At 54.8% G+C, this 22161-nt stretch carries 22 protein-coding genes; 13 read left to right on the forward strand and 9 right to left on the reverse strand.

The window, feature by feature from the left end:
* Position 1: 1 nt before the first annotated feature.
* Entirely contained in the window at positions 2–1162 is a 1161-nt protein-coding gene (gene metB / locus HF679_RS17860; protein WP_123758005.1) for a cystathionine gamma-synthase, read from the reverse strand.
* A 265-nt stretch (positions 1163–1427) separates the two neighbouring features.
* Between metB and metJ the strand changes: the two genes are divergently transcribed.
* Complete coding sequence (metJ, locus tag HF679_RS17865) at positions 1428–1745, forward strand: met regulon transcriptional regulator MetJ (RefSeq protein ID WP_004869405.1); 318 nt, start codon at positions 1428–1430, stop codon at positions 1743–1745.
* 125 nt (positions 1746–1870) lie between these two features.
* Here metJ and rpmE read toward each other — a convergent pair whose 3' ends face one another.
* The gene (gene rpmE, locus HF679_RS17870) at positions 1871–2086 is read right to left on the reverse strand and encodes a 50S ribosomal protein L31 (protein WP_045853658.1); all 216 of its coding nucleotides are present in this window, start codon (positions 2084–2086) and stop codon (positions 1871–1873) included.
* A gap of 264 nt (positions 2087–2350) precedes the next feature.
* Here rpmE and priA point away from each other — a divergent pair, with 264 nt between their 5' ends.
* The 7 genes from priA (at position 2351) to rraA (ending at position 10467) form a co-directional block, all read left to right on the forward strand.
* Complete coding sequence (gene priA / locus HF679_RS17875; protein WP_123758006.1) at positions 2351–4546, forward strand: primosomal protein N'; 2196 nt, start codon at positions 2351–2353, stop codon at positions 4544–4546.
* Positions 4547–4697: 151 nt separating this feature from the next.
* Positions 4698–5726, forward strand: coding sequence for a DNA-binding transcriptional regulator CytR (gene cytR / locus HF679_RS17880; RefSeq protein WP_123758007.1), 1029 nt, complete (start codon positions 4698–4700; stop codon positions 5724–5726).
* A gap of 76 nt (positions 5727–5802) precedes the next feature.
* The gene (gene ftsN, locus HF679_RS17885; protein WP_123758008.1) at positions 5803–6804 is read left to right on the forward strand and encodes a cell division protein FtsN; all 1002 of its coding nucleotides are present in this window, start codon (positions 5803–5805) and stop codon (positions 6802–6804) included.
* 91 nt (positions 6805–6895) lie between these two features.
* Positions 6896–7426: an ATP-dependent protease subunit HslV gene (hslV, locus tag HF679_RS17890; RefSeq protein WP_095105382.1), complete on the forward strand. Its 531-nt coding sequence runs from the start codon at positions 6896–6898 to the stop codon at positions 7424–7426.
* Between the two features lie 9 nt (positions 7427–7435).
* Positions 7436–8770 (forward strand): HslU--HslV peptidase ATPase subunit, encoded by a 1335-nt coding sequence (gene hslU / locus HF679_RS17895; RefSeq protein ID WP_123758009.1) that lies wholly within the window; start codon positions 7436–7438, stop codon positions 8768–8770.
* Between the two features lie 192 nt (positions 8771–8962).
* The gene (gene menA, locus HF679_RS17900) at positions 8963–9889 is read left to right on the forward strand and encodes a 1,4-dihydroxy-2-naphthoate polyprenyltransferase (protein WP_123758010.1); all 927 of its coding nucleotides are present in this window, start codon (positions 8963–8965) and stop codon (positions 9887–9889) included.
* A 92-nt stretch (positions 9890–9981) separates the two neighbouring features.
* Complete coding sequence (rraA, locus tag HF679_RS17905; RefSeq protein ID WP_123758011.1) at positions 9982–10467, forward strand: ribonuclease E activity regulator RraA; 486 nt, start codon at positions 9982–9984, stop codon at positions 10465–10467.
* A gap of 62 nt (positions 10468–10529) precedes the next feature.
* Here the strand turns inward: rraA and pfkA are convergent, their stop codons facing one another.
* From pfkA to cpxP, 3 genes are all read right to left on the reverse strand, one after another.
* Positions 10530–11492, reverse strand: coding sequence for a 6-phosphofructokinase (gene pfkA, locus HF679_RS17910; protein WP_123758012.1), 963 nt, complete (start codon positions 11490–11492; stop codon positions 10530–10532).
* Between the two features lie 203 nt (positions 11493–11695).
* Positions 11696–12592: a CDF family cation-efflux transporter FieF gene (fieF, locus tag HF679_RS17915; RefSeq protein WP_123758013.1), complete on the reverse strand. Its 897-nt coding sequence runs from the start codon at positions 12590–12592 to the stop codon at positions 11696–11698.
* A gap of 159 nt (positions 12593–12751) precedes the next feature.
* Positions 12752–13255: a cell-envelope stress modulator CpxP gene (gene cpxP, locus HF679_RS17920; RefSeq protein WP_123758014.1), complete on the reverse strand. Its 504-nt coding sequence runs from the start codon at positions 13253–13255 to the stop codon at positions 12752–12754.
* 155 nt (positions 13256–13410) lie between these two features.
* Between cpxP and cpxR the strand changes: the two genes are divergently transcribed.
* Both cpxR and cpxA read left to right on the forward strand, forming a co-directional pair.
* Entirely contained in the window at positions 13411–14109 is a 699-nt protein-coding gene (gene cpxR / locus HF679_RS17925; protein ID WP_004203671.1) for an envelope stress response regulator transcription factor CpxR, read from the forward strand.
* Positions 14106–15479 (forward strand): envelope stress sensor histidine kinase CpxA, encoded by a 1374-nt coding sequence (cpxA, locus tag HF679_RS17930; protein ID WP_123758015.1) that lies wholly within the window; start codon positions 14106–14108, stop codon positions 15477–15479. Before cpxR ends, cpxA begins: the two co-directional genes overlap by 4 nt.
* 77 nt (positions 15480–15556) lie before the next feature.
* On the opposite strand, the gene yiiM is transcribed toward cpxA, so the two are convergent.
* Both yiiM and sodA read right to left on the reverse strand, forming a co-directional pair.
* Positions 15557–16231 carry a 6-hydroxyaminopurine reductase gene (gene yiiM / locus HF679_RS17935; RefSeq protein WP_187042264.1) on the reverse strand — a complete coding sequence of 225 codons (675 nt, stop codon included), beginning with the start codon at positions 16229–16231 and terminating at the stop codon, positions 15557–15559.
* Positions 16232–16301: 70 nt separating this feature from the next.
* Entirely contained in the window at positions 16302–16922 is a 621-nt protein-coding gene (gene sodA / locus HF679_RS17940; protein WP_123758017.1) for a superoxide dismutase [Mn], read from the reverse strand.
* A 387-nt stretch (positions 16923–17309) separates the two neighbouring features.
* Here sodA and HF679_RS17945 point away from each other — a divergent pair, with 387 nt between their 5' ends.
* Genes HF679_RS17945 through HF679_RS17955 form a run of 3 tightly spaced genes read left to right on the forward strand, consistent with a single transcriptional unit; the run spans position 17310 to position 20111 of the window.
* Positions 17310–18293, forward strand: coding sequence for a TRAP transporter substrate-binding protein (locus HF679_RS17945; RefSeq protein ID WP_123758018.1), 984 nt, complete (start codon positions 17310–17312; stop codon positions 18291–18293).
* Between the two features lie 14 nt (positions 18294–18307).
* Complete coding sequence (locus HF679_RS17950) at positions 18308–18811, forward strand: TRAP transporter small permease (RefSeq protein ID WP_123758019.1); 504 nt, start codon at positions 18308–18310, stop codon at positions 18809–18811.
* On the forward strand, positions 18804–20111 hold the full coding sequence (locus tag HF679_RS17955; RefSeq protein ID WP_123758020.1) for a TRAP transporter large permease: 1308 nt from the start codon (positions 18804–18806) through the stop codon (positions 20109–20111). The genes HF679_RS17950 and HF679_RS17955 overlap by 8 nt, the downstream gene beginning before the upstream one ends.
* Positions 20112–20233: 122 nt before the next feature.
* On the opposite strand, the gene rhaR is transcribed toward HF679_RS17955, so the two are convergent.
* Positions 20234–21082: an HTH-type transcriptional activator RhaR gene (gene rhaR / locus HF679_RS17960; protein WP_123758068.1), complete on the reverse strand. Its 849-nt coding sequence runs from the start codon at positions 21080–21082 to the stop codon at positions 20234–20236.
* Positions 21083–21154: 72 nt separating this feature from the next.
* Positions 21155–21991 (reverse strand): HTH-type transcriptional activator RhaS, encoded by an 837-nt coding sequence (gene rhaS / locus HF679_RS17965; protein ID WP_123758021.1) that lies wholly within the window; start codon positions 21989–21991, stop codon positions 21155–21157.
* Positions 21992–22161 lie beyond the last annotated feature (170 nt).

Below are 22161 nucleotides of genomic sequence, written 5' to 3' on the forward strand. Positions count from 1 at the left end.
TTTATTCCTCGTTTGCTGCCCGGAAGCCATTTTCCAGGTCGGCAATTAAATCTTCACCATCTTCAATACCGGTCGAAATACGCAGAAGCGTTTCTGAAATCCCAGCCGCCGCACGTGCTTCAGGCGACATACCTGCATGCGTCATCGTCGCGGCATGCGAAATCAGACTTTCTACGCCCCCCAGCGATTCGGCCAGCGTAAACAGCGACAATCCGCTCAGAAAACGACGCAACATCTGCTCATCCCCGTCCAGTTCAAAGCTTAACATTGCGCCAAAACCTTTTTGCTGACGCGCAGCAATCTCATGCCCCTGATTTTCCGGCAGGGACGGATGATACAGTTTTTTCACCAACGGCTGGGCTTTCAGATAGTCGACAATCGCCTGAGCATTGCGCTGCGCCACTTCCATACGCGGAGAGAGCGTACGCAAACCACGTAGCAACAAGTAACTATCGAATGCACCGCCGGTGACGCCGATATTATTCGCCCACCATGCCAGTTCGGTGACAAGGGCCGGATCTTTGGCAATCACCACGCCCGCCACCACGTCAGAGTGGCCATTCAGGTATTTGGTGCACGAATGCAGTACCAGATCGGCACCCAGCGCCAGCGGGTTTTGCAACGCCGGGCTCAGGAAGGTGTTATCCACCACGCTTACCGCACCTGCTTCACGAGCTAGCGAACAGATTTTCGCAATATCCACCACCCGCAGCAACGGATTACTTGGGCTTTCGACCAATACCAGCTTCGGTTTTTCAGCCAATGCCGCATTCAGCGCCTGTTCATCATTCTGATCGACAAACAGCACGCGATAGCACCCGCGTTTCGCCAGGCTATCAAATAAGCGATAGCTGCCGCCGTAGCAGTCATGTGGTGCTACCAGCACATCACCAGGCTTCAGGAACACGGTGGTCACCAGCAGAATAGCCGACATACCGGTGTTGGTCAGCACAGCACCCGCGCCGCCTTCCAGCTCCGCCAGTGCGCGTTGCACGACATCACGCGTCGGGTTGCCGCGACGGGAATAGTCATGGGCACGAGGTTCATTAAAGCCGGTGAAGTTGTAGGTACTGGAAAGGTGAATCGGCGGGACAACGCAACCGTACTGTTCGTCGTCATTTAAACCGCTACGCACTGCGATGGTGGCCTGTTTACGCGTCATGTTGGGCAGTTCCTGGGCTGGATCGGTGAAAAGTCAGGCACCAGAGTAATCATTGTCACAATGGACGTCAATACATCTGGACATCTAAACTTCTTTGCGTATAGATTGAGCAAAAAGCGAATAGCCGTTAAAATTATATGCATTGGCGCACATCCGCAGGGGCTAATCAGATGTCAGACACGCCCCGCTACGGTAAACTACGCGCAATTATGGCCAGACAAGACGTTCTGGTCCTTAACTAATGAATAGAGGATTAAGGTATCTCATGGCTGAATGGAGCGGCGAATATATCAGCCCATACGCTGAGCACGGTAAGAAGAGTGAGCAAGTAAAAAAAATTACGGTTTCCATTCCTCTGAAGGTGTTAAAAATCCTCACCGATGAACGCACGCGTCGCCAGGTGAACAACCTGCGGCATGCCACCAACAGCGAACTGCTGTGTGAAGCGTTCCTGCATGCCTTTACCGGTCAACCGTTGCCGAACGATGAAGACCTGCGTAAAGAGCGCAGCGATGAGATCCCGGAAGCGGCGAAGCAGATTATGCGTGAGATGGGCATCGACCCGGATACGTGGGAATACTAAGCGCATGAAAAAGGGCGGAGTTTATCTCCGCCCTTTTTGACGTCGCTGACCGGCCATCAACTACAGCGCGGTCTGGCGACAAAAACAAAAAAAGCCGCCCTGAGGCGGCTTTTTCTTTCAGCAAATTACTTGCTGGTACCCGGCACGCTGAAGCGCTTGTTGAAGCGGTCAACACGGCCACCGGTAGCAACGTCACGCTGCTTGCCAGTGTAGAACGGGTGGCATTTACCGCACACGTCGAGGTTCAGGTCGTGACCTACGGTAGAACGGATTTTCATGACGTTACCGCAAGAGCAGTTAGCAGTAACTTCTTCGTATTTCGGGTGAATATCTTTTTTCATGGGAGAACCTCAGTTAAGGCCGCGTCGCTCTTCCAGCCCTAACGCCAGACACCACGCGATGTTAATAATTGCCCGTCACCTTCTACGCTACCGGCACATTGACCACAGCGCGAAACTTTCAGGTAATAAGTTTAGTTTGATGCTGCACGAAGCGCACCAAAGGCGGCGAATCATACAGAATTTGACCAGCATATGCAAACTGATCCGCGAGCCCTTATCACAATGTGTATACTAAGCGGCCAGATTTCAAGTCAGGAAGATGACATGTCCGTCGCCCACGTTGCCCTGCCCGTTCCGCTGCCCCGTACTTTTGACTACCGCCTCCCTGAAGGCATGGCGGTCAAAGCAGGCTGTCGCGTGCGTGTGCCCTTTGGCAAACAGGAGAAGATCGGCATTGTCACCGCCATCAGCGAGCACAGCGAACTGCCGTTAGATGAGCTAAAACCGGTTGCCGAAGCGCTGGATAGCGAACCAGTGTTTTCATCTACCGTCTGGCGACTGCTGCTATGGGCGGCCGATTATTATCACCACCCTATCGGCGATGTGCTGTTCCACGCGCTACCGATCCTGCTGCGTCAGGGTAAACCGGCCAGCGCAGCGCCGCAGTGGTACTGGTTTGCCACCGAACAGGGGCAGGCCGTCGACATCAACAGCCTCAAGCGTTCGCCGAAGCAACAGCAGGCGCTGTCGGCGCTGCGTCAGGGAAAAATATGGCGCTATCAGGTCGCTGAGCTGGAGTTTAACGATGCGGCGCTGCAGGCGCTGCGTGGCAAAGGGCTGTGTGAGCTGGCGAGCGAAACCCCGGCCCTTACCGACTGGCGAAGCCATTTTTCCATTCCCGGCGAACGGCTGCGTCTGAATACCGAACAGGCCACCGCCGTGGGCGCCATTCATAGCGCTTCAGACCGGTTTTCAACCTGGCTGCTGGCCGGTATTACCGGTTCCGGCAAAACGGAAGTCTATCTCAGCGTCCTGGAAAACGTGCTGGCACAGGGCCGTCAGGCGCTGGTGATGGTGCCGGAGATTGGCCTCACGCCGCAAACCATCGCCCGCTTCCGCCAGCGCTTTAACGCGCCGGTCGAGGTGCTGCACTCCGGGCTGAATGACAGCGAGCGTCTTTCTGCATGGTTAAAGGCTAAAAATGGCGAGGCGGCTATCGTCATCGGGACGCGCTCGTCGCTGTTTACGCCGTTTAAAGACCTCGGGGTAATTGTTATCGATGAGGAGCACGATAGCTCCTATAAGCAGCAGGAAGGCTGGCGCTATCATGCCCGCGACCTGGCGGTCTGGCGCGCCCATAGCGAGCAAATCCCGATCATTCTGGGCTCCGCCACGCCGGCGCTGGAGACGCTCTATAACGTTCGTCAGGGCAAGTATCGTCAGCTGAAGCTGACCAAGCGAGCGGGCAACGCGCGTCCGGCTCAGCAGCACGTGCTGGATTTAAAAGGCCAACAGCTGCAGGCGGGACTATCTCCGGCCCTGATTAGCCGCATGCGGCAACATCTGCAGGCCGATAACCAGGTGATCCTGTTTTTAAACCGCCGCGGTTTTGCCCCTGCGCTGCTGTGCCACGATTGTGGATGGATTGCGGAATGCCCGCGCTGCGACAGCTATTACACTCTGCACCAGGCCCAGCATCACCTGCGCTGTCACCACTGCGACAGTCAGCGCCCCATTCCGCGTCAGTGTCCCTCTTGCGGGTCGACGCACCTTGTTCCCGTCGGGCTGGGAACCGAACAGCTGGAGCAGGCGCTGGCGCCGCTGTTTCCCGGCGTTCCGATCTCCCGCGTCGACCGGGATACCACCAGCCGTAAAGGCGCGCTCGAACAGCACCTCGCCGATATCCACCGCGGCGGCGCGCGTATCCTGATCGGCACGCAGATGCTGGCAAAAGGTCACCACTTCCCGGACGTGACGCTGGTGTCTCTGCTGGACGTTGATGGCGCGCTGTTTTCCGCCGACTTCCGTTCTGCCGAGCGCTTCGCCCAGCTCTACACCCAGGTCTCTGGCCGTGCCGGGCGCGCGGGTAAACAGGGCGAGGTGATTCTGCAAACGCACCATCCGGAGCATCCGCTGCTGCAAACGCTGCTGTATCAGGGTTACGACGCTTTTGCCGATCAGGCGCTGGCCGAACGTCAGACCATGCAGCTGCCGCCGTGGACCAGCCACGTCCTTATTCGTGCCGAAGATCACAACAATCAGCAGGCGCCACTGTTCCTGCAGCAGTTGCGCAATTTGCTGCAGGCCAGCCCGTTGGCCGATGACAAACTGTGGGTGCTTGGCCCTGTACCGGCGCTGGCCCCCAAACGCGGAGGCCGCTGGCGCTGGCAGATCCTGCTCCAGCATCCGTCGCGCGTTCGCCTGCAGCATATTGTCAGCGGGACATTGGCGCTGATCAACACCCTGCCGGAAGCACGTAAGGTAAAGTGGGTGCTGGATGTCGATCCTATTGAAGGTTAAGCCTTCTCTTGCGAGACGGATCGAAAAAATTCAACAACCATCACGTTTTTCATGAAAATTCTGTAACTCTCTGCATCGACTATCTGCTAAAAATGTTGCTGATGTCAGAGCACAAGGGATGTGTCTGCACGAGTCAGTGAGGAGAAAACAGGTGAAGCCCAAAAAACAGGTGGTTGCCGCCACGATGAAAGACGTCGCCCTGAAGGCAAACGTTTCCACGGCAACCGTGTCCCGAGCGTTAATGAATCCCGATAAGGTGTCTCAGACTACCCGTAACCGGGTGGAACAGGCAGCGCTTGAAGTCGGCTATTTGCCGCAGTCGCTCGGGCGTAACATGAAACGCAATGAATCGCGTACGATTCTGGTCATCGTGCCTGATATTTGCGATCCCTTTTTCAGCGAGATCATTCGAGGCATTGAGATCACCGCGGCGGAACAGGGATATCTGGTGCTGATCGGTGACTGCGCTCACCAGAACCGCCAGGAAAAAACCTTTATCGACCTGATTATCACCAAGCAGATCGACGGTATGCTGCTGCTCGGCTCACGACTGCCCTTCGACGCTGGCGTTGAAGAGCAACGCAATCTACCGCCGATGGTCATGGCGAATGAGTTTGCGCCGGAGCTGGAGCTGCCGACGGTGCATATCGATAACCTCACCGCGGCGTTTAATGCTGTTAATTATCTGCATGAACTGGGACACCAGCGCATTGGCTGTATCGCCGGTCCGGAAGAGATGCCGCTGTGCCATTACCGGCTTCAGGGCTATGTGCAGGCGCTGCGCCGCAGTGGAATAACTATCGACCCGCATTATATTGCGCGCGGTAATTTTACCTATGAAGCCGGTGCCAACGCGCTGGAGCAGCTTCTGGCGCTCCCGGTGCCGCCCACCGCGGTTTTCTGCCACAGCGATATCATGGCGCTTGGCGCGCTGTCGCTGGCAAAACGCCGGGGCCTGAAAGTGCCTGACGACCTGTCGATTGTGGGTTTCGATAATATCTCTTTATCTGAATTTTGCGATCCGCCATTGACGACCGTTGCGCAACCGCGCTTTGATATCGGCCGCGAAGCGATGCTGTTACTACTGGATCAGCTACATGGTCATAATGTGAACAGCGGTTCACGATTGCTGGACTGCGAACTGATCGTTCGCGGCAGTACACGTAAAATCAGAGCATAACCATCCGGTTCTGGTCAAAGCCTTGCCGCTTAAGTAACATGGCGGACTGACGAACGAATAAGACAGCGAAACGATAGTGGCACAACGAGATTATGTACGCCGCAGCCAACCGGCTTCTTCGCGGCGCAAAAAGGGTAATACCCGAAGCTCAAGGAACAAACAGAGCAGCCTGGCGGCGGTTTCACCAACGATGGTTGCGATCGCGGCGGCAGTGCTGGTGGCCTTTATCGGTGGGCTGTACTTCATCACGCACCATAAAAAAGAAGAAGCGGAAGCCCTGCAAAACCGTCAGGCTGCAGGAAACGGCTTACCGCCGAAGCCGGAAGAGCGCTGGCGCTATATCAAAGAGCTGGAAAGTCGCCAGCCTGGCGTACGTGCGCCTACTGAACCGACGGCCGGCGGGGAAGTGATGAAACCCGAACAGCTAACCAACGAACAGCGTCAGCTGCTGGCACAAATGCAGGCGGATATGCGCCAGCAGCCAACTCAGCTGACTGAAGTTCCGTGGAACGAACAAACCCAGGCCCAGCGCCAGCAAACGCTGCAGCGCCAACGTCTGGCTCAGCAGCAGGTGCAACAGCAGCAACAGGTTGCCCAGCAGCAGTGGGCGCAGACGCAAACGCAGGCGCCGGTACAACAGCCGCGTGCGCAACAGCGAGTAGCAGAACAGCCAAAGCCAGCTGCGCAACCAAAACCGGTGCAGCAGCCGAAGCAAACCGCGTCTACCCAGCAGCCGTATCAGGACCTGCTACAAACGCCGGCGCATACAACGTCGCAGCCTAAAACCCAGGCCGCCGCGCCAGTTGCTCGCGTTGAAGAAGCGCAGAAAGCGCCGGCTGAGAAGAAAGACGATCGTAGCTGGATGATTCAGTGCGGCTCCTTTAAAGGCGCTGAGCAGGCAGAAACCGTGCGCGCACAGCTGGCATTTGAAGGGTTCTCCTCACGCATTACCACCAACAATGGCTGGAACCGCGTGGTGATTGGGCCGCTGAAAGGCAAAGAAAGCGCCAACGATATGATCACTCGCCTGAAGATGGCCGGGCATGCAAACTGCATTCGTCTTGCCGCCAGGGGTTGAAACCCTAAAAATCCCCCCCATCTATAATTGCATTCTGCCCCGCGTCATCCGCGGGGCCCCTATTCCGCATTTGTAACCAAGGGGTCTGCTCGTGACAACAATAGTAAGTGTTCGCCGTAACGGCCATGTGGTTATCGCCGGTGATGGCCAGGCCACGCTTGGCAATACCGTCATGAAAGGTAACGTGAAAAAGGTTCGTCGCCTGTACAACGACAAAGTGATCGCAGGCTTCGCCGGCGGCACTGCTGATGCCTTCACGCTGTTCGAACTGTTTGAACGTAAACTGGAAATGCACCAGGGACACCTGGTCAAGGCCGCCGTGGAACTGGCAAAAGACTGGCGTACCGATCGTATGTTGCGCAAACTGGAAGCCCTGCTGGCGGTCGCGGATGAAAACGCCTCGCTAATCATCACCGGTAACGGTGACGTGGTGCAGCCCGAAAACGATCTGATCGCTATCGGTTCTGGTGGCCCCTACGCTCAGGCCGCGGCTCGTGCTCTGCTGGAAAACACCGATATGGGCGCACGCGACATCGCAGAGAAGGCGTTGAATATTGCAGGTGATATCTGCATATATACCAACCATTTCCACACCATCGAAGAATTAGCCTCTAAAGCGTAAGGATCTCCCATGTCTGAAATGACCCCACGCGAAATTGTCAGCGAACTGGACAAACACATTATCGGTCAGGATGCAGCCAAGCGTTCTGTGGCTATCGCGCTGCGTAACCGCTGGCGCCGTATGCAGTTAAACGAAGAACTGCGCCACGAAGTCACGCCGAAAAACATTCTGATGATCGGTCCGACCGGCGTCGGTAAAACCGAAATTGCTCGTCGTCTGGCGAAACTGGCCAACGCGCCGTTCATCAAAGTTGAAGCAACGAAATTCACCGAAGTGGGCTATGTCGGTAAAGAAGTGGATTCGATTATCCGCGATCTGACCGATGCGGCGATCAAAATGGTCCGCATGCAGTCCATTGATAAAAACCGCTATCGCGCCGAAGAGATGGCCGAAGAGCGTATTCTCGACGTACTGATCCCGCCGGCAAAAAATAACTGGGGCCAGGCAGAACAGCCTCAGGAGCCGTCAGCGGCGCGCCAGGCATTCCGTAAGAAACTGCGTGAAGGCCAGCTCGACGACAAAGAAATCGAGATCGATCTTGCCGCTGCGCCAATGGGCGTTGAAATCATGTCCCCTCCGGGCATGGAAGAGATGACCAGCCAGCTGCAGTCTATGTTCCAGAACCTCGGTGGCCAGAAGCAAAAACCGCGTAAGTTGAAAATCAAAGACGCGATGAAGCTGCTGATTGAAGAAGAAGCGGCGAAACTGGTGAACCCGGAAGAGCTGAAGCAGGATGCCATCGATGCCGTTGAACAGCACGGTATCGTGTTTATCGACGAAATCGACAAAATCTGTAAGCGTGGTGGCAACAGCTCTGGCCCGGATGTCTCTCGTGAAGGCGTTCAGCGTGACCTGCTGCCGCTGGTGGAAGGCTGCACCGTCTCAACCAAACACGGCATGGTCAAAACCGACCATATCCTGTTTATCGCCTCCGGCGCATTCCAGGTGGCCAGCCCGTCTGACCTGATCCCGGAACTGCAGGGACGTCTGCCGATCCGCGTTGAGCTGAAAGCGCTGACTACCGAAGATTTCGAACGCATCCTGACCGAGCCGAATGCCTCCATCACCGTGCAGTACAAAGCACTGATGGCCACCGAAGGGGTTAACATCGAGTTTACCCAGGAAGGTATCAAGCGCATCGCACAGGCAGCATGGCAGGTGAACGAAACCACCGAAAACATCGGTGCACGTCGTCTGCACACCGTGCTGGAGCGTCTGATTGAAGATATCTCCTACGACGCCAGCGAAATGAACGGTCAGAGCATCACGATTGATGCGGAATATGTTGGTAAACATCTGGATGTACTGGTGGCAGATGAAGATCTGAGCCGTTTTATCCTATAATCCGGTCCAATATATTTTCATCACTATAGATGGGGCTATATAAACCCAACATAATTCGAGTTGCAGGAAGGCGGCGACGCAAAGAATCTCCGGGAGCTTACTCAGGTAAGTGACCGGGGTGAGCAGGCGAAGCCAACAAAGAGGCAGCTTGAAGGATGGCGGGTATAGCCCCATTTTTATTGGCCGGAACCTATGACTGAAAAACCAATAACCCGCACCCAGGCCTGGCTCGAAAGCCTGCGGCCAAAAACACTCCCTCTGGCCTTTTCCGCCATCGTGGTTGGCACAACGCTGGCCTGGTATCAGGGGCACTTCGATCCCTGGGTCGCGCTACTGGCGCTGATCACCGCTGGATTGCTGCAAATACTGTCGAATCTCGCCAACGATTATGGCGATGCCGTGAAGGGCAGCGATAAACCCGACCGTTTAGGACCACTGCGCGGCATGCAGAAAGGGGCTATCACCCAGCCGCAAATGAAGCGCGCGCTGATCGCCACCGTGGTGCTGATTTGCCTCTCCGGGCTGGCGCTGCTGTTCTGCGCCTGGCAAACGATGGCCGATTTTATTGGCTTTATGGTGCTCGGCAGCCTTTCGATTATCGCCGCCATTACCTACACCGTCGGAACCCGTCCTTACGGCTATATAGGCCTGGGCGATATTTCGGTACTGCTGTTCTTTGGCTGGCTTAGCGTCGCCGGGAGCTGGTATCTACAGGCCCACACCATTGAAGCCGTCATTTTCCTGCCTGCCACCGCCTGTGGCCTGTTAGCCGCTGCGGTGCTGAATATCAATAATCTGCGCGATATCGATAGCGACCGAGAGAACGGCAAAAATACCCTGGCGGTACGCCTGGGACCGGTCAACGCCCGCCGCTACCACGCAAGCCTGCTTATCGGCGCTCCGCTGTGTCTGGCGCTGTTTAATCTGATATCGCTACAAAACCTATGGGGTTGGCTGTTCATGCTCGCTACGCCGCTGCTGGCGAAGCAGGCGCGATTTGTGATGCGCGAGCGCGAGCCGGCCGCCATGCGTCCAATGCTGGAACGGACGGTCAAAGCCGCGCTGTTAACCAACCTGCTGTTTGTCATTGGAATTGTTTGCAGCAAGCTCGCGGGTTAACTGACAAATATCAATTAACAATTGATGATTTTGCCAACAATACGATTCGCGAGATATACTAAAAACTCTCGCAGCAACTGAACGTTAAGCCTATGAAATACGATACTTCCGAGCTTTGTGACATCTACCAGGAAGATGTCAACGTAGTGGAACCTCTGTTCTCCAACTTTGGGGGGCGGTCGTCGTTTGGTGGACAAATCATCACGGTGAAATGTTTCGAGGATAACGGGTTGCTATACGATATGCTCGAACAGAACGGCCGTGGTCACATCTTACTGATCGATGGCGGGGGCTCCGTCCGCCGTGCGTTAATTGACGCCGACCTGGCGCGTCTGGCCGTACAAAACGAGTGGGAAGGGTTAGTGGTCTATGGCGCAGTGCGTCAGGTTGACGACCTGGAAGATCTGGATATTGGCATCCAGGCGCTGGCCGCTATTCCTGTTGGCGCCGCTGGCGAAGGCATCGGCGAAAGCGACGTTCGCGTCAATTTCGGCGGCGTGACCTTCTTCTCCGGCGACCATCTGTATGCTGATAATACCGGCATCATCCTTTCCGAGGATGCGCTGGATATCGAATAACCCGCCCGATAAAAAAAGGCCTTCTCAGAGAGAAGGCCTTTTTGTTTGTCTCGCGCCAGAACTTAGTACAGTTTCTTCGCGCAATCCAGCCAGTCGTTTTTGAACGGACGCTTCATGTTCTCGATAGCATCGATGATGTCATGGTGCACCAGTTTTTCGTTCTGAATGCCGACACAGCGGCCACCGAAGCCCTGCAGCAGCAGTTCGATCGCGTAGGCGCCCATGCGGGAAGCCAGGATACGGTCGTAAGGAACCGGAGAACCACCACGCTGAATGTGGCCCAGTACCGTTGCACGGGTTTCACGGCCGGTTTCTTTCTCGATGTAGTGAGCCAGTTCGTCCACGTCGCACATGTGCTCAGTGATCGCCACGATGGCGTGTTTCTTACCTTTTGCAATACCGGCTTTGATTTCAGACACCAGGTCATCGCGGGTGTATTCAACTTCGGGAACCATGATGAACTCACAGCCACCGGAAATCGCCGCCGCCAGGGTCAGGTCGCCACAGTAGCGGCCCATCACTTCAACAACAGAAATACGCTGGTGAGAAGAAGAGGTATCACGCAGACGGTCAATCGCTTCAACTACAGTGCTCAGCGCGGTGAAGAAACCGATGGTGTAGTCGGTGCCTTTGATGTCGTTATCGATGGTGCCAGGCAGACCGATGCACGGGAAGCCCATTTCGGTCAGGCGCATCGCCCCCATGTAGGAACCGTCACCGCCAATAACAACCAGCGCATCCAGACCACGCTTTTTCATGTTCTCAAGGGCTACGGCACGCACATGCTCTTCGCGGAATTCAGGAAAACGCGCTGAACCCAGGAAAGTACCGCCACGGTTGATCATGTCGGAAACGCTATAGCGGTCGAGCTGAACCATGCGATCTTCATACAGGCCGAGGTAACCGTCATAGATTCCAAAAACTTCCAGACCTTCCGTTAATGCTGCGCGCACAACGCCACGAATTGCTGCGTTCATGCCCGGCGCATCACCGCCACTTGTCAATACACCGATTTTCTTAATCATGACTACCTCTGAACTTAGGAAGCAAAAAATAATCCTGTTGCCTGAAGCGCTCCTCGATCAGGAGAGCACGACGATAATTGCAATAGTATATCAAACGCTTCTGGCTGAATTGATTCAGGTCAGACCAAATGGCGGTAATTTATACAAATAATGCCGATCCGCCCCACATTTTAACATCGAATTTACAGACTATAACTCAACGCTCAAAAAACGCCCTGGCGTGCCAGCGGCACGACGGAGCAGGGGTCTTGATGGATAATGACATCAGAACCCGGGAAACGGTGCAGAATCGCCTGCTCAACCTGGTCGGCAATCACATGCGCCTGAACCAGAGGGAGGTTATCTTCCATTTCCAAATGTATTTGAATAAAGCGAGTCGGCCCTGACTGCCGCGTTCGTAGATCGTGCGCCCCGCTGACGCCAGGCCATGCGGTCACGATATTGATAATGTCCTGACGTTCCTCATCAGGAAGTGCGCGGTCTAATAACGACTGAACAGCGTCATAGCCCATACGCAGCGCGCTATATAAAATATAGATGCCAATCCCGAGAGCAAACAGCGCATCGGCACGATGCCAGCCATACCAGGACAGGCCCAGCGCCACCAGAATGGCGCCATTCATCATAACATCAGACTGATAATGAAGCATATCTGCTCGCACCGCCTGACTTTGCGTTTTTCTCACCACCCAGCGCTGAAAAGTGACCAGCACCAGCGTGCTGACCAGCGCAATCAGGGTCACGATCATGCCAATACCTGCCGCCTGCATGGGCTCCGGACGCGCCAGATGCTGTATGCCGGTCAAAAACAGGAACAGGGCCGACCCAGAGATAAACATACTTTGCGCCAGCGCGGCCAGCGATTCCGCCTTGCCGTGACCAAAAGTATGTTCTTCATCAGCGGGTTGCAGCGAATATCGCACCACCAGCAGGTTGGTTAACGAGGCGGCAATATCCACCAGCGAGTCCACAAGCGCAGCCAGAATACTGACAGAACCGGTATACCACCACGCAAAAATCTTGATCAAAAGTAACGTGGAGGCCATCACCGTCGCCGCAATAGCCGCCCGGCTCACCAGCCGCCCATAAGATTGATTCATAAACTCTCCTTTTCGGCGATGCGCTTAGTATAACCTGAACTTTTGCCGCAACGAGGCGCAAGGAGAAGAAGTCATATTGCTGAGTGACAGGCAAAAAAAACCCCCACATCATGTGGGGGAAGACAGGGATGGTGTCTATGGCAAGGAAAACAGGGTTTACTACTGGGGTTGCACGGTATTGCTACTACTCGACAGCATGGTTGCTGATCCTTTCTGCATCCTTGCAACCTCACGCAACTGATCCATTCGTTGCTGGTGTTTAGCATTGAGAACCGCTTGCTGCTCTGGCGTTAACAGGTGGTACATCTGGTTGCGAACTTTTGCCATTTCGATCTGGCGGGCAACCTGTTCCTGCGCCATCTTATCTGCCTGAGCGCGCACAGCGTTTTCATCAAAATTTTCTGCGGTGACAAGGCGATGCATTGTCTCCATTTCGCTAACATTAATGGGTGGCCTGTCGTGGCGCGCCCGTCGCATAAGATCTCGTAACTGCTGACGTTGCTGTTCGGTTAAACTTATGCCGTCAAACATATGACTCTGGCTGGTGCGCTGCACCCCGTCGTCTCCGGGGAGCCAGTTAACGCTGGTAACGACTTCAGCGGCCTGGCTATATGCACTTAACGCCAGCGTTGAGGCCATGACGGCAGCTATAACATTGCGCATCACATACTCCCAATACGTTTGTGTCTGTGTAGCGATTCAACGAGATACAGTCTACGATTCGGGCTGCAAACATGCGTCAGGGGGTGTAAAACAACGTAAAGTCATGGATTAGCGAGCCTTGATGACGTAATTTCTGCCTCGGAGGTATTTAAACAATGAATAAAATCCTGTTAGTTGATGATGACCGGGAGCTCACCTCCCTGTTAAAAGAGCTGCTTGATATGGAAGGATTTAATGTGCTCGTGGCCCATGACGGGGAACAGGCACTGGCTCTTCTTGACGACAGCATCGATTTACTTTTGCTTGATGTGATGATGCCGAAGAAAAATGGCATCGATACACTGAAAGAGTTACGTCAGACACACCAGACCCCGGTCATTATGCTCACTGCCCGCGGTAGCGAGCTGGATCGCGTGCTTGGCCTTGAGCTGGGCGCAGATGATTACTTACCTAAGCCGTTCAACGATCGTGAACTGGTGGCGCGTATACGCGCGATTCTGCGCCGTTCGCACTGGAGCGAGCAGCAGCAAACCACCGAAGCAGGTTCCCCGACGCTGGAAGTTGATGCATTAAGCCTCAATCCGGGTCGTCAGGAGGCCAATTTCGATGGGCAAACCCTGGAGCTGACCGGTACCGAGTTCACCCTGCTCTACCTGCTGGCGCAGCATCTCGGCCAGGTGGTATCTCGTGAACACCTGAGTCAGGAAGTGTTGGGTAAACGCCTTACGCCATTCGACCGCGCTATCGATATGCATATTTCGAATCTGCGTCGTAAGCTGCCGGAGCGCAAAGATGGTCACCCATGGTTTAAAACCCTGCGCGGCCGCGGCTACCTGATGGTTTCAGCTTCATGATAGGAAGTTTAACCGCACGCATCTTCGCTATTTTCTGGCTTACGCTGGCACTGGTGTTGATGCTGGTTCTGATGTTGCCCAAGCTGGACTCGCGCCAGATGACCGAATTGCTGGAAAGCGAACAGCGTCAGGGCATCATGATTGAACAGCACGTCGAAGCCGAACTGGCGACCGACCCGCCCAACGATCTGATGTGGTGGCGTCGTCTGTTCCGCGCGATCGATAAGTGGGCCCCGCCGGGGCAGCGTTTACTGCTGGTCACCAGCGAAGGACGCGTTATCGGCGCAGAACGCAACGAAATGCAGATCATTCGCAACTTTATCGGCCAGGCCGATAATGCCGATCATCCGCAGAAAAAACGTTACGGCCGCCTGGAAATGGTTGGCCCGTTTTCCGTCAGGGATGGGGAAGATAATTACCAGCTTTATCTAATCCGCCCCGCCAGTACCTCCCAGTCAGACTTTATCAACCTGCTGTTCGACCGTCCGTTGCTTCTGCTCATCGTGACGATGCTGGTCAGTTCTCCCCTGCTTCTGTGGCTTGCATGGAGCCTGGCCAAGCCGGCGCGTAAGTTGAAAAACGCCGCCGATGAGGTCGCGCAGGGTAACCTGCGCCAACATCCAGAGCTGGAAGCCGGCCCGCAGGAGTTTTTAGCTGCCGGGGCCAGTTTTAACCAGATGGTGACGGCGCTGGAACGCATGATGACCGGGCAGCAGCGTTTGTTATCCGATATTTCTCACGAGCTACGTACCCCGCTCACGCGCCTGCAACTGGGGACCGCCCTGCTGCGTCGCCGCAGTGGCGAGAGCAAAGAGCTTGAGCGAATTGAGACCGAAGCCCACCGGCTGGACAGCATGATCAACGACCTGCTGGTGATGTCGCGCAACCAGGCGAACAACGCCCTGGTGAGCGAAACGGTGAAGGCGAATCAGCTGTGGGGTGAAGTGCTGGATAACGCTGCGTTTGAGGCCGAGCAGGTAGGGAAATCCTTCACGGTAGAGTATCCGCCAGGCCCCTGGCCGCTCTACGGCAACCCGAATGCCCTGGAAAGTGCGCTGGAAAACATCGTGCGTAACGCGCTGCGTTACTCGCATACCAAAATTTCAGTGAGCTTCTCCGTCGATAAAGACGGCATCACGATTAACGTTGATGACGACGGTCCAGGCGTTAGCCCGGAGGATCGCGAGCAGATATTCCGGCCGTTCTACCGCACCGACGAGGCTCGCGATCGCGAGTCTGGCGGCACCGGTCTGGGGCTGGCGATTGTCGAAGCGGCTATTCAGCAGCATCGCGGTTGGGTCAAGGCCGATGACAGCCCGCTGGGTGGATTGCGTTTAACGATTTGGCTGCCGTTGTACAAACGGACCTGATGAAGTCTGTCCCGGTGACACGGACATGTCGCCCGCCGCCGCCGGGAACACGTCCGGCAAGGCTCTAATGGGGGGAATTATTCCCCCCATAATCTCCGCGAATTATCTTCTATCTGCCCACTTAAACGCCGCTTCTGCATGGTGCGGGTCCAGCTCACCGACAGCCCCGCGGCAGACAGCAGGCGATGATACTGCTCATCATCGAACGGCATATGCCAGGCAATGGCTCCGGCTTCGTAGACGCTCACATCACTGACCTGAGAGACCCGCTCCAGCGGCGCATCGCTGGAGACATGACCGCCCGCCACTACCCGATAGAGCCAGCCCGTTTTACCGCTTTGCTGCATTCGCTGCGCCATATCGCTGATAGCAAAATGGAAGTTAAGTTTGAAGCAGGGTGAACGCGGCTGCGTGACCTGAATCAGCGCCTCGCCCCAACGAAAGATATCGCCAATGTGGACATTATGCTCCGTCAGCCCTTCGGTAGAGAGGTTTTCGCCAAACGCCGGCGAGCAGAAAAGGTCGGCCTGTTCAGGAAACTCGCGGATCCAGTCGGCATAGTGTTCACGGGGATAGTGGCAAAGCGCGCGGTCTGGCCCGCCATGAATTTTGTGTTCCGCCTGCTCATCACCTTCCAGGCCCAGCTCACCCAGGGTTAACTCGCCGTCGACCTGAATTTTTTTGATAGCGCTCGGGCGGCTGCTGGGAAAATCGCGAACGCGACCGATATAGACGTTGAGCGGATAGTGCATCTGCTGCTCCTTATGCCGATACAAAAAAAGCGAGTCATCAGACTCGCTTCTCAGTCAGCACAATGCAACCTTATTTTTTGGCGGCAAAACGTGCAGCTGCTTCGTCCCAGTTAACCACATCCCAGAAGGCTTTGATGTAGTCCGGGCGACGGTTCTGGAATTTCAGGTAGTAAGCGTGTTCCCAGACGTCCAGGCCCACGATCGGGAAGCCGGAAGCGCCAGAGATAGCTTCGCCCATCAGCGGGGAATCCTGGTTCGCGGTAGAAACCACGGCCAGTTTGTCACCTTTCAGGACCAGCCACGCCCAACCGGAACCGAAGCGGGTTGCTGCCGCTTTTTCGAATTCCGCTTTGAAGTTATCAACGGAACCGAAATCACGCTCGATCGCCGCTTTCAGGTCGCCCTGCAGGGTAGTCCCGGTTTTCAGGCCTTTCCAGAACAGGCTGTGGTTAGCGTGGCCGCCGGCGTTGTTACGCAGAACGCCTTTTTTGTCAGCCGGCAGCTGATCCAGTTTGGTGATCAGTTCTTCAGCGGACAGGCTTGCGAATTCCGGCAGGCTCTCCAGCGCAGCGTTAGCATTGTTAACGTAGGCCTGGTGGTGCTTAGAGTGATGGATTTCCATCGTCTGCTTGTCAAAGTGCGGTTCCAGGGCGTCATAAGCGTACGGCAGGGCTGGCAGTGTATAACTCATAATCATCTCCATTATTGTCGAGCGGCAGGAAGTGTTAAGGCCGCGTAAGCAGTTGGTTCATTATAGTTAATTAAATGATATTGAAAACGCTTATCAATGCCGTATTTTTAATAAGGTTATAACAACGGGGTATATCCATTTTTTTGCCAAATAAAACAATAAATTAACCTGTTGTCATATGTTGCTTCGTCCTGTAGCGGGATCGCGTTCTGCGCAAAGTCACGTGGGTTAGACCTTTATAAAATCTGAAAAAAACACACTTCTGATCTGGCTCTCATCTTTCCCTGTCCTGTTGCCACTTTTGGCACATCGTGGCAACAGGCTAAAGGTCTCTCCCGGCACAACCAGGTAATTTCGCCTTCAGCAATCATTGATAGCGAGGGAAAAATGAAATTACTACGGAGAATAGTGCTACTCACGGCCATCCTGCTGATACTGCCGGCCGGAGCGCGGGCAGATACGATATTACGGCTGGCCTATGCCGAAAACAGCCAACCGGTGAAAGAGGCGTTACGTTTTCTCGGCGAGCAGATCGAGTCCAACACCCATGGTGAAGTCAAAGTCATGTATTTCCCGGACGGCCAGCTTGGCGGCGAGCGCGAGCTAGTCGAACTCACCCAGGTCGGCGTGGTGGATATCACCAAAGTCTCCTCCGGGCTCATGGAAAGTTTTTCGCCTGTATACGGTGTTTTCTCTCTGCCTTACCTTTTTGCCAACCCGCAAGAGTATTACAAGGTTATGGATGACCCGCAGGTCATGGAAAGCGTGTATCAATCCACTGCCGCACAGGGATTTATCGGCGTCGGCTGGTACGACTCAGGCGCCCGTAACTTTTATATGAGCAAAGGCCCGGTCCGCAATCTCGGCGATCTGCAAGGTAAAAAGATCCGCGTAATGCAGAGCGAAACCGCGATTCGTACGCTAAGGCTATTGGGCGCCTCCCCCATCGCCATGAGTCAGGCCGAAGTCTATACCTCGCTGCAACAGGGGATCCTGGATGGCGCAGAAAACAACGAGTTCGCCCTCACGATCGCCCGGCACGGCGAAGTTGCCCGCTACTACACCTACGATATGCACACCCGCATCCCCGATATTTTGCTGATGAGTTCGTTGACGCTGGAAAAGCTGACCCCAGAGCAACAGAAAGTCATTCGCGAAGCGATAAAAGCCTCTACCGAGTTCGAAAAAATGGCCTGGGAAGCTGAAATCGAAAAGACAAAACTATCGGCGATTCAAGACTTCAATGTCGAATTCTTCGAGGTCGATCAGAAACCCTTCCAGCAGGCGGTACAGCCGATTTATGACGAGTTGAAATCCCGCCCGGACCTGTACGCCTTGTACCAAAAAATTCAATCCGCTAAAGCCAGATAAGCACAGGATATGTTATGGAAAAATTTAGAAAAGGACTCGACAGGCTACTTGAGCTTGTCTGTTGCCTGGTACTTACAATTATGGTCGCAGTGTCATGCTGGCAGGTGATTAGCCGCTATATTGTTGGGCGCCCAAGCACCATTACCGAAGAACTACTGCGTTTTATGTTGGTATGGATTTCCATGCTGGGTATGGCTTACGTTGCCGGCAAGCAACAGCATATCAGTCTGACCCTGCTTATCGATAAGGTCTCAACGACGGTTCGCCACTGGTGGATGATCGTTTTACAGTTAACGTTCATGGCATTTTCCGTATGGATACTGATTATCGGCGGCCTGAAAATTTCAGCGATTTCTATGCTCCAGGTCTCCCCGGCGCTGGGGATCCCGATGGGGAAAGTGTATTACGCTCTGCCCATCGCAGGCATGCTGATTATTATCTACAGCCTCCTGAACATCGTCGATGCCGTGCGCACGATCCGAACCTCCTCGCCGACCGTGGAGAATCACCATGATTGATCCTGTTTTCGCCTCTCTGACGTTAATTGGCGTGTTCGTGCTCTTACTGGCGATGGGCGCGCCTATTGGTATCTGCATCGTCATAGCCTCTTGCAGCACCATGATGCTGGTCTTACCGTTCGATATCTCGATGTTCGCTACCGCGCAGAAAATGTTCTCCAGCCTCGATAGTTTCGCCCTACTGGCGGTGCCATTTTTCGTGCTTTCCGGCGTCATTATGAACAGCGGGGGGATCGCTACACGCCTGGTGAACTTCGCGAAACTGTTTACCGGCCGGCTGCCCGGTTCGTTAACCTACACCAATATTGTCGGTAACATGATGTTTGGCGCAATTTCCGGTTCTGCTATCGCTGCTTCGACGTCAATCGGCGGCGTTATGGTGCCAATGAGCGCAAAAGAAGGCTATAACCGCGCGTTCGCATCCGCTGCCAATATTGCCTCTGCCCCAACCGGCATGCTTATTCCACCAACCACCGCTTTTATCCTCTATGCGCTGGCCAGCGGAGGAACCTCAATCGCTGCGTTATTCGCAGGCGGTATGGTCGCCGGAATATTGTGGGGCGTCGGCTGTATGCTTGTGACCTGGGTGGTCGCGAAGCGAAATAACTATCGGGTATTTTTTACCGTTCAGAAAGGAATGGCGCTGAAAGTCACGCTTGAGGCGGTACCCAGTTTGCTGCTGATCGTGATTATCGTCGGCGGTATCGTAAAGGGCATCTTTACCGCGATTGAAGCATCGGCCATCGCTGTGGTGTACACATTATTGCTGACCCTCTGCTACCGCACGCTTTCACTGAAAGATATGCCAGCGATTCTGATCCAGACGGTGGTGATGACAGGGATCATTATGTTCCTGTTGGCCACCTCATCGGCCATGTCCTTCTCCATGTCGATAACCAATATTCCGGCAGCTCTCAGCAGGATGATTTTGGGGATATCAGAAAACAAAGAGGTTATCCTGCTGGTGGTCAACGTTTTTCTATTGCTCATTGGCGCCTTTATGGATATCGGCCCGGCGATTCTGATTTTTACCCCGATCTTGCTACCGATTATGGTTAAGATCGGCGTAGATCCGGTGCATTTCGGTATCATTATGATCTATAACCTGGCGATCGGTACCATCACGCCGCCGGTAGGCAGTGGACTGTATGTCGGTGCCAGCGTCGGTAAGGTGAAGGTTGAAGAAGTCATTAAGCCACTGATATCGTTCTATATCGCTATCTTCGGCGTTCTGTTACTCATTACCTACCTTCCAGAATTAACGCTATTCCTGCCGCGCTTACTGGGCGTCATGTCCTGACCCAGCCAGATAAGAATCCGCCTTCCTGCAGAAGGCGGAGTAATCTTTCCTGATTGGCTTAACGCTAAAACTGCCAATAGCCACCGTAAATGACGCTCATCTGCACAAGACGAGGATATTTATCATGCGGCCATGCGGCTGCGCTGCCGCCACTGTCCCGGCGTCATGCCGATTTCGCGGTTGAATACCACGGAGAAGTAGTTGCTGTCTTCGAAGCCGCACTGCGTCGCCACTTCGCCAATCAGCCGTTCGGTGTGCTGCAGTAAATACTGCGCGTGGCAGATGCGCAGCTGTCGCAAATAGTGGTTGATGGTCATACCCGTCTGCTGGCGAAACTGCTGGCGTAGCGCCCGTTCGCTGCAAGCTTCACGTTCGCAAAAGCGATCGAGAAAGAAGGGACGGTTCAGGCTGCCCGCCAGTTCGGTCAGCAGCTTATCGAGCAACGTTTCGCTGGCGGTCGCCGCCCGGTTATCGGTCGCGTAGCGATGACGCTGCAGCGTCAGCACCAGCTGAGCAAACAGCAGTTCGGCCATATTGTTGGACTGGGCGTCGCAGCGGCTACTTTCGTGTTCCAGCTGGGTGATGACCTGGCGGACCTGAGCCATCCCGGTGCTGCCGATGCGCCAGTGCGGAACCCACGGTGTACCAAACAGACCGGGAATATGTGCCGACCAGTCAAAATTGAGCCGCAGGCGATCCGGGCAGTAGATAACGTTTTGCAGGACTAAATCGTTCACCGAAGCGTAGGAGTGTTTATCTTCGGCGCGGATGTAGAACAGGTCACCGCGGGTGATGCGCCAGGGACGGTCGTTCAGGACATGCAGGCCGTTGCCTCGCCACACCAGCACCAGCTCGCAGAACTCGTGGGTGTGCTCGGCGAAGACGTTTTGCGGATAACGATCCGCCACCGCCACCGCCTGCGAAGGAGATGCGAAGAACTCATCTTTACGAAGAATCAGCTGACCTGCCACCACGCACACTCCACCGCCAATAACGGTTAATTATTGGCGTTTTTACTCGCTAAAACGTTGACTGCTCTCGCGTTATTGAAGAATCGCGTCACGCCCCTGGCGAATATCGCGCGGCGACCAGTCAAACTCGCGGCGAAAAAGCGTCGAAAAGTGGTTACTGTCGCCGAAACCGCAGTGATAAGCGATATCCGTCACGCTCTCATCGCTGTGACGCAGCAGGTGGCGCGCCTTCATCAGCCGCACCCGGTTAAGGTAACGCTGCGGCGTCAGCCCCGTTTGCTGTTTCAGCTGGCGGTGTAGCGTGCGTAGCGACAGCGAAAACTGCGCCGCCACCTCCTCCCAGCAGACATCTTCCGCGAAGTGATCTTCCAGCCAGGCCATCAGGTGGTTCAGTCGCGCATCGTTGTCTGCCGCCCCTTCCGCGAGGCTGCTTTTTCGCAGCAGCACCAGCAGCTGCATAAAGAGGATCTCCCGTCCGGCGATGGTGTGCATATCCGTATCTGCACCAACGTTCTCCATCTGCTCGACAATCTGCCGCACCTGCTGCAACGCATTCTGGTTCACCCGCCAGTGGGAGAGATAGTTACCCTCCTGCTCCTGCGGCAGCAGCTGGCTGACGCCATTCAGAAAACGAAAGGCATCCGGTGCGCGATAGAGCACGTTAGTCAGGCACAAATTATCCGTATGTTCATAGAGATGGCGGTCGTGGTCGCGAATAAAGCACACCGATCCCCCGCTGATGGTATAGGGCTGACCGTTAAAAACATGAATCCCCGTCCCGTGCTCGACGATGACGATTTCATGGAAATCGTGGTGATGCTCCGGGAAGGCGGACTGAGGGAGACGCGGCTCAATGGCTACAGCAGAAGTGCCAGACTTAAAGAAATCCACGCTGTGCAGGATGGTCATAGCTACGCCCTCTAAATGAGAAAGACTATCAATCAGTGCTGGAATAGTAATAAAGGGCTGACAATCCGGCCTTCAATTTTTGACCGCAAAATTCGCAAAGCCTGCCGCTTTTTCAAGAAACAGCCGGAAAGTTCGGGAACTGCGGACGCCGTCACACCCCCGCTCCCGCC

Origin of the sequence: Enterobacter sp. JUb54, assembly GCF_014298075.1 — a bacterium.
GTDB classification, from domain to species: domain Bacteria; phylum Pseudomonadota; class Gammaproteobacteria; order Enterobacterales; family Enterobacteriaceae; genus Klebsiella; species Klebsiella lignicola.

Bases quoted from the DNA above. Each gene is read 5' to 3' on its own strand.
- cpxR (WP_004203671.1), top strand. From the start codon at position 13,411: ATGAATAAAATCCTGTTAGTTGATGATGACCGGGAGCTCACCTCCCTG.
- cpxA (WP_123758015.1), top strand. From the start codon at position 14,106: ATGATAGGAAGTTTAACCGCACGCATCTTCGCTATTTTCTGGCTTACG.
- rraA (WP_123758011.1), top strand. From the start codon at position 9,982: ATGAAATACGATACTTCCGAGCTTTGTGACATCTACCAGGAAGATGTC.
- hslU (WP_123758009.1), top strand. From the start codon at position 7,436: ATGTCTGAAATGACCCCACGCGAAATTGTCAGCGAACTGGACAAACAC.
- HF679_RS17950 (WP_123758019.1), top strand. From the start codon at position 18,308: ATGGAAAAATTTAGAAAAGGACTCGACAGGCTACTTGAGCTTGTCTGT.
- pfkA (WP_123758012.1), bottom strand. From the start codon at position 11,492: ATGATTAAGAAAATCGGTGTATTGACAAGTGGCGGTGATGCGCCGGGC.
- HF679_RS17945 (WP_123758018.1), top strand. From the start codon at position 17,310: ATGAAATTACTACGGAGAATAGTGCTACTCACGGCCATCCTGCTGATA.
- cpxP (WP_123758014.1), bottom strand. From the start codon at position 13,255: ATGCGCAATGTTATAGCTGCCGTCATGGCCTCAACGCTGGCGTTAAGT.
- rpmE (WP_045853658.1), bottom strand. From the start codon at position 2,086: ATGAAAAAAGATATTCACCCGAAATACGAAGAAGTTACTGCTAACTGC.
- metJ (WP_004869405.1), top strand. From the start codon at position 1,428: ATGGCTGAATGGAGCGGCGAATATATCAGCCCATACGCTGAGCACGGT.
- HF679_RS17955 (WP_123758020.1), top strand. From the start codon at position 18,804: ATGATTGATCCTGTTTTCGCCTCTCTGACGTTAATTGGCGTGTTCGTG.
- rhaS (WP_123758021.1), bottom strand. From the start codon at position 21,991: ATGACCATCCTGCACAGCGTGGATTTCTTTAAGTCTGGCACTTCTGCT.
- sodA (WP_123758017.1), bottom strand. From the start codon at position 16,922: ATGAGTTATACACTGCCAGCCCTGCCGTACGCTTATGACGCCCTGGAA.
- menA (WP_123758010.1), top strand. From the start codon at position 8,963: ATGACTGAAAAACCAATAACCCGCACCCAGGCCTGGCTCGAAAGCCTG.
- metB (WP_123758005.1), bottom strand. From the start codon at position 1,162: ATGACGCGTAAACAGGCCACCATCGCAGTGCGTAGCGGTTTAAATGAC.
- priA (WP_123758006.1), top strand. From the start codon at position 2,351: ATGTCCGTCGCCCACGTTGCCCTGCCCGTTCCGCTGCCCCGTACTTTT.
- fieF (WP_123758013.1), bottom strand. From the start codon at position 12,592: ATGAATCAATCTTATGGGCGGCTGGTGAGCCGGGCGGCTATTGCGGCG.
- yiiM (WP_187042264.1), bottom strand. From the start codon at position 16,231: ATGCACTATCCGCTCAACGTCTATATCGGTCGCGTTCGCGATTTTCCC.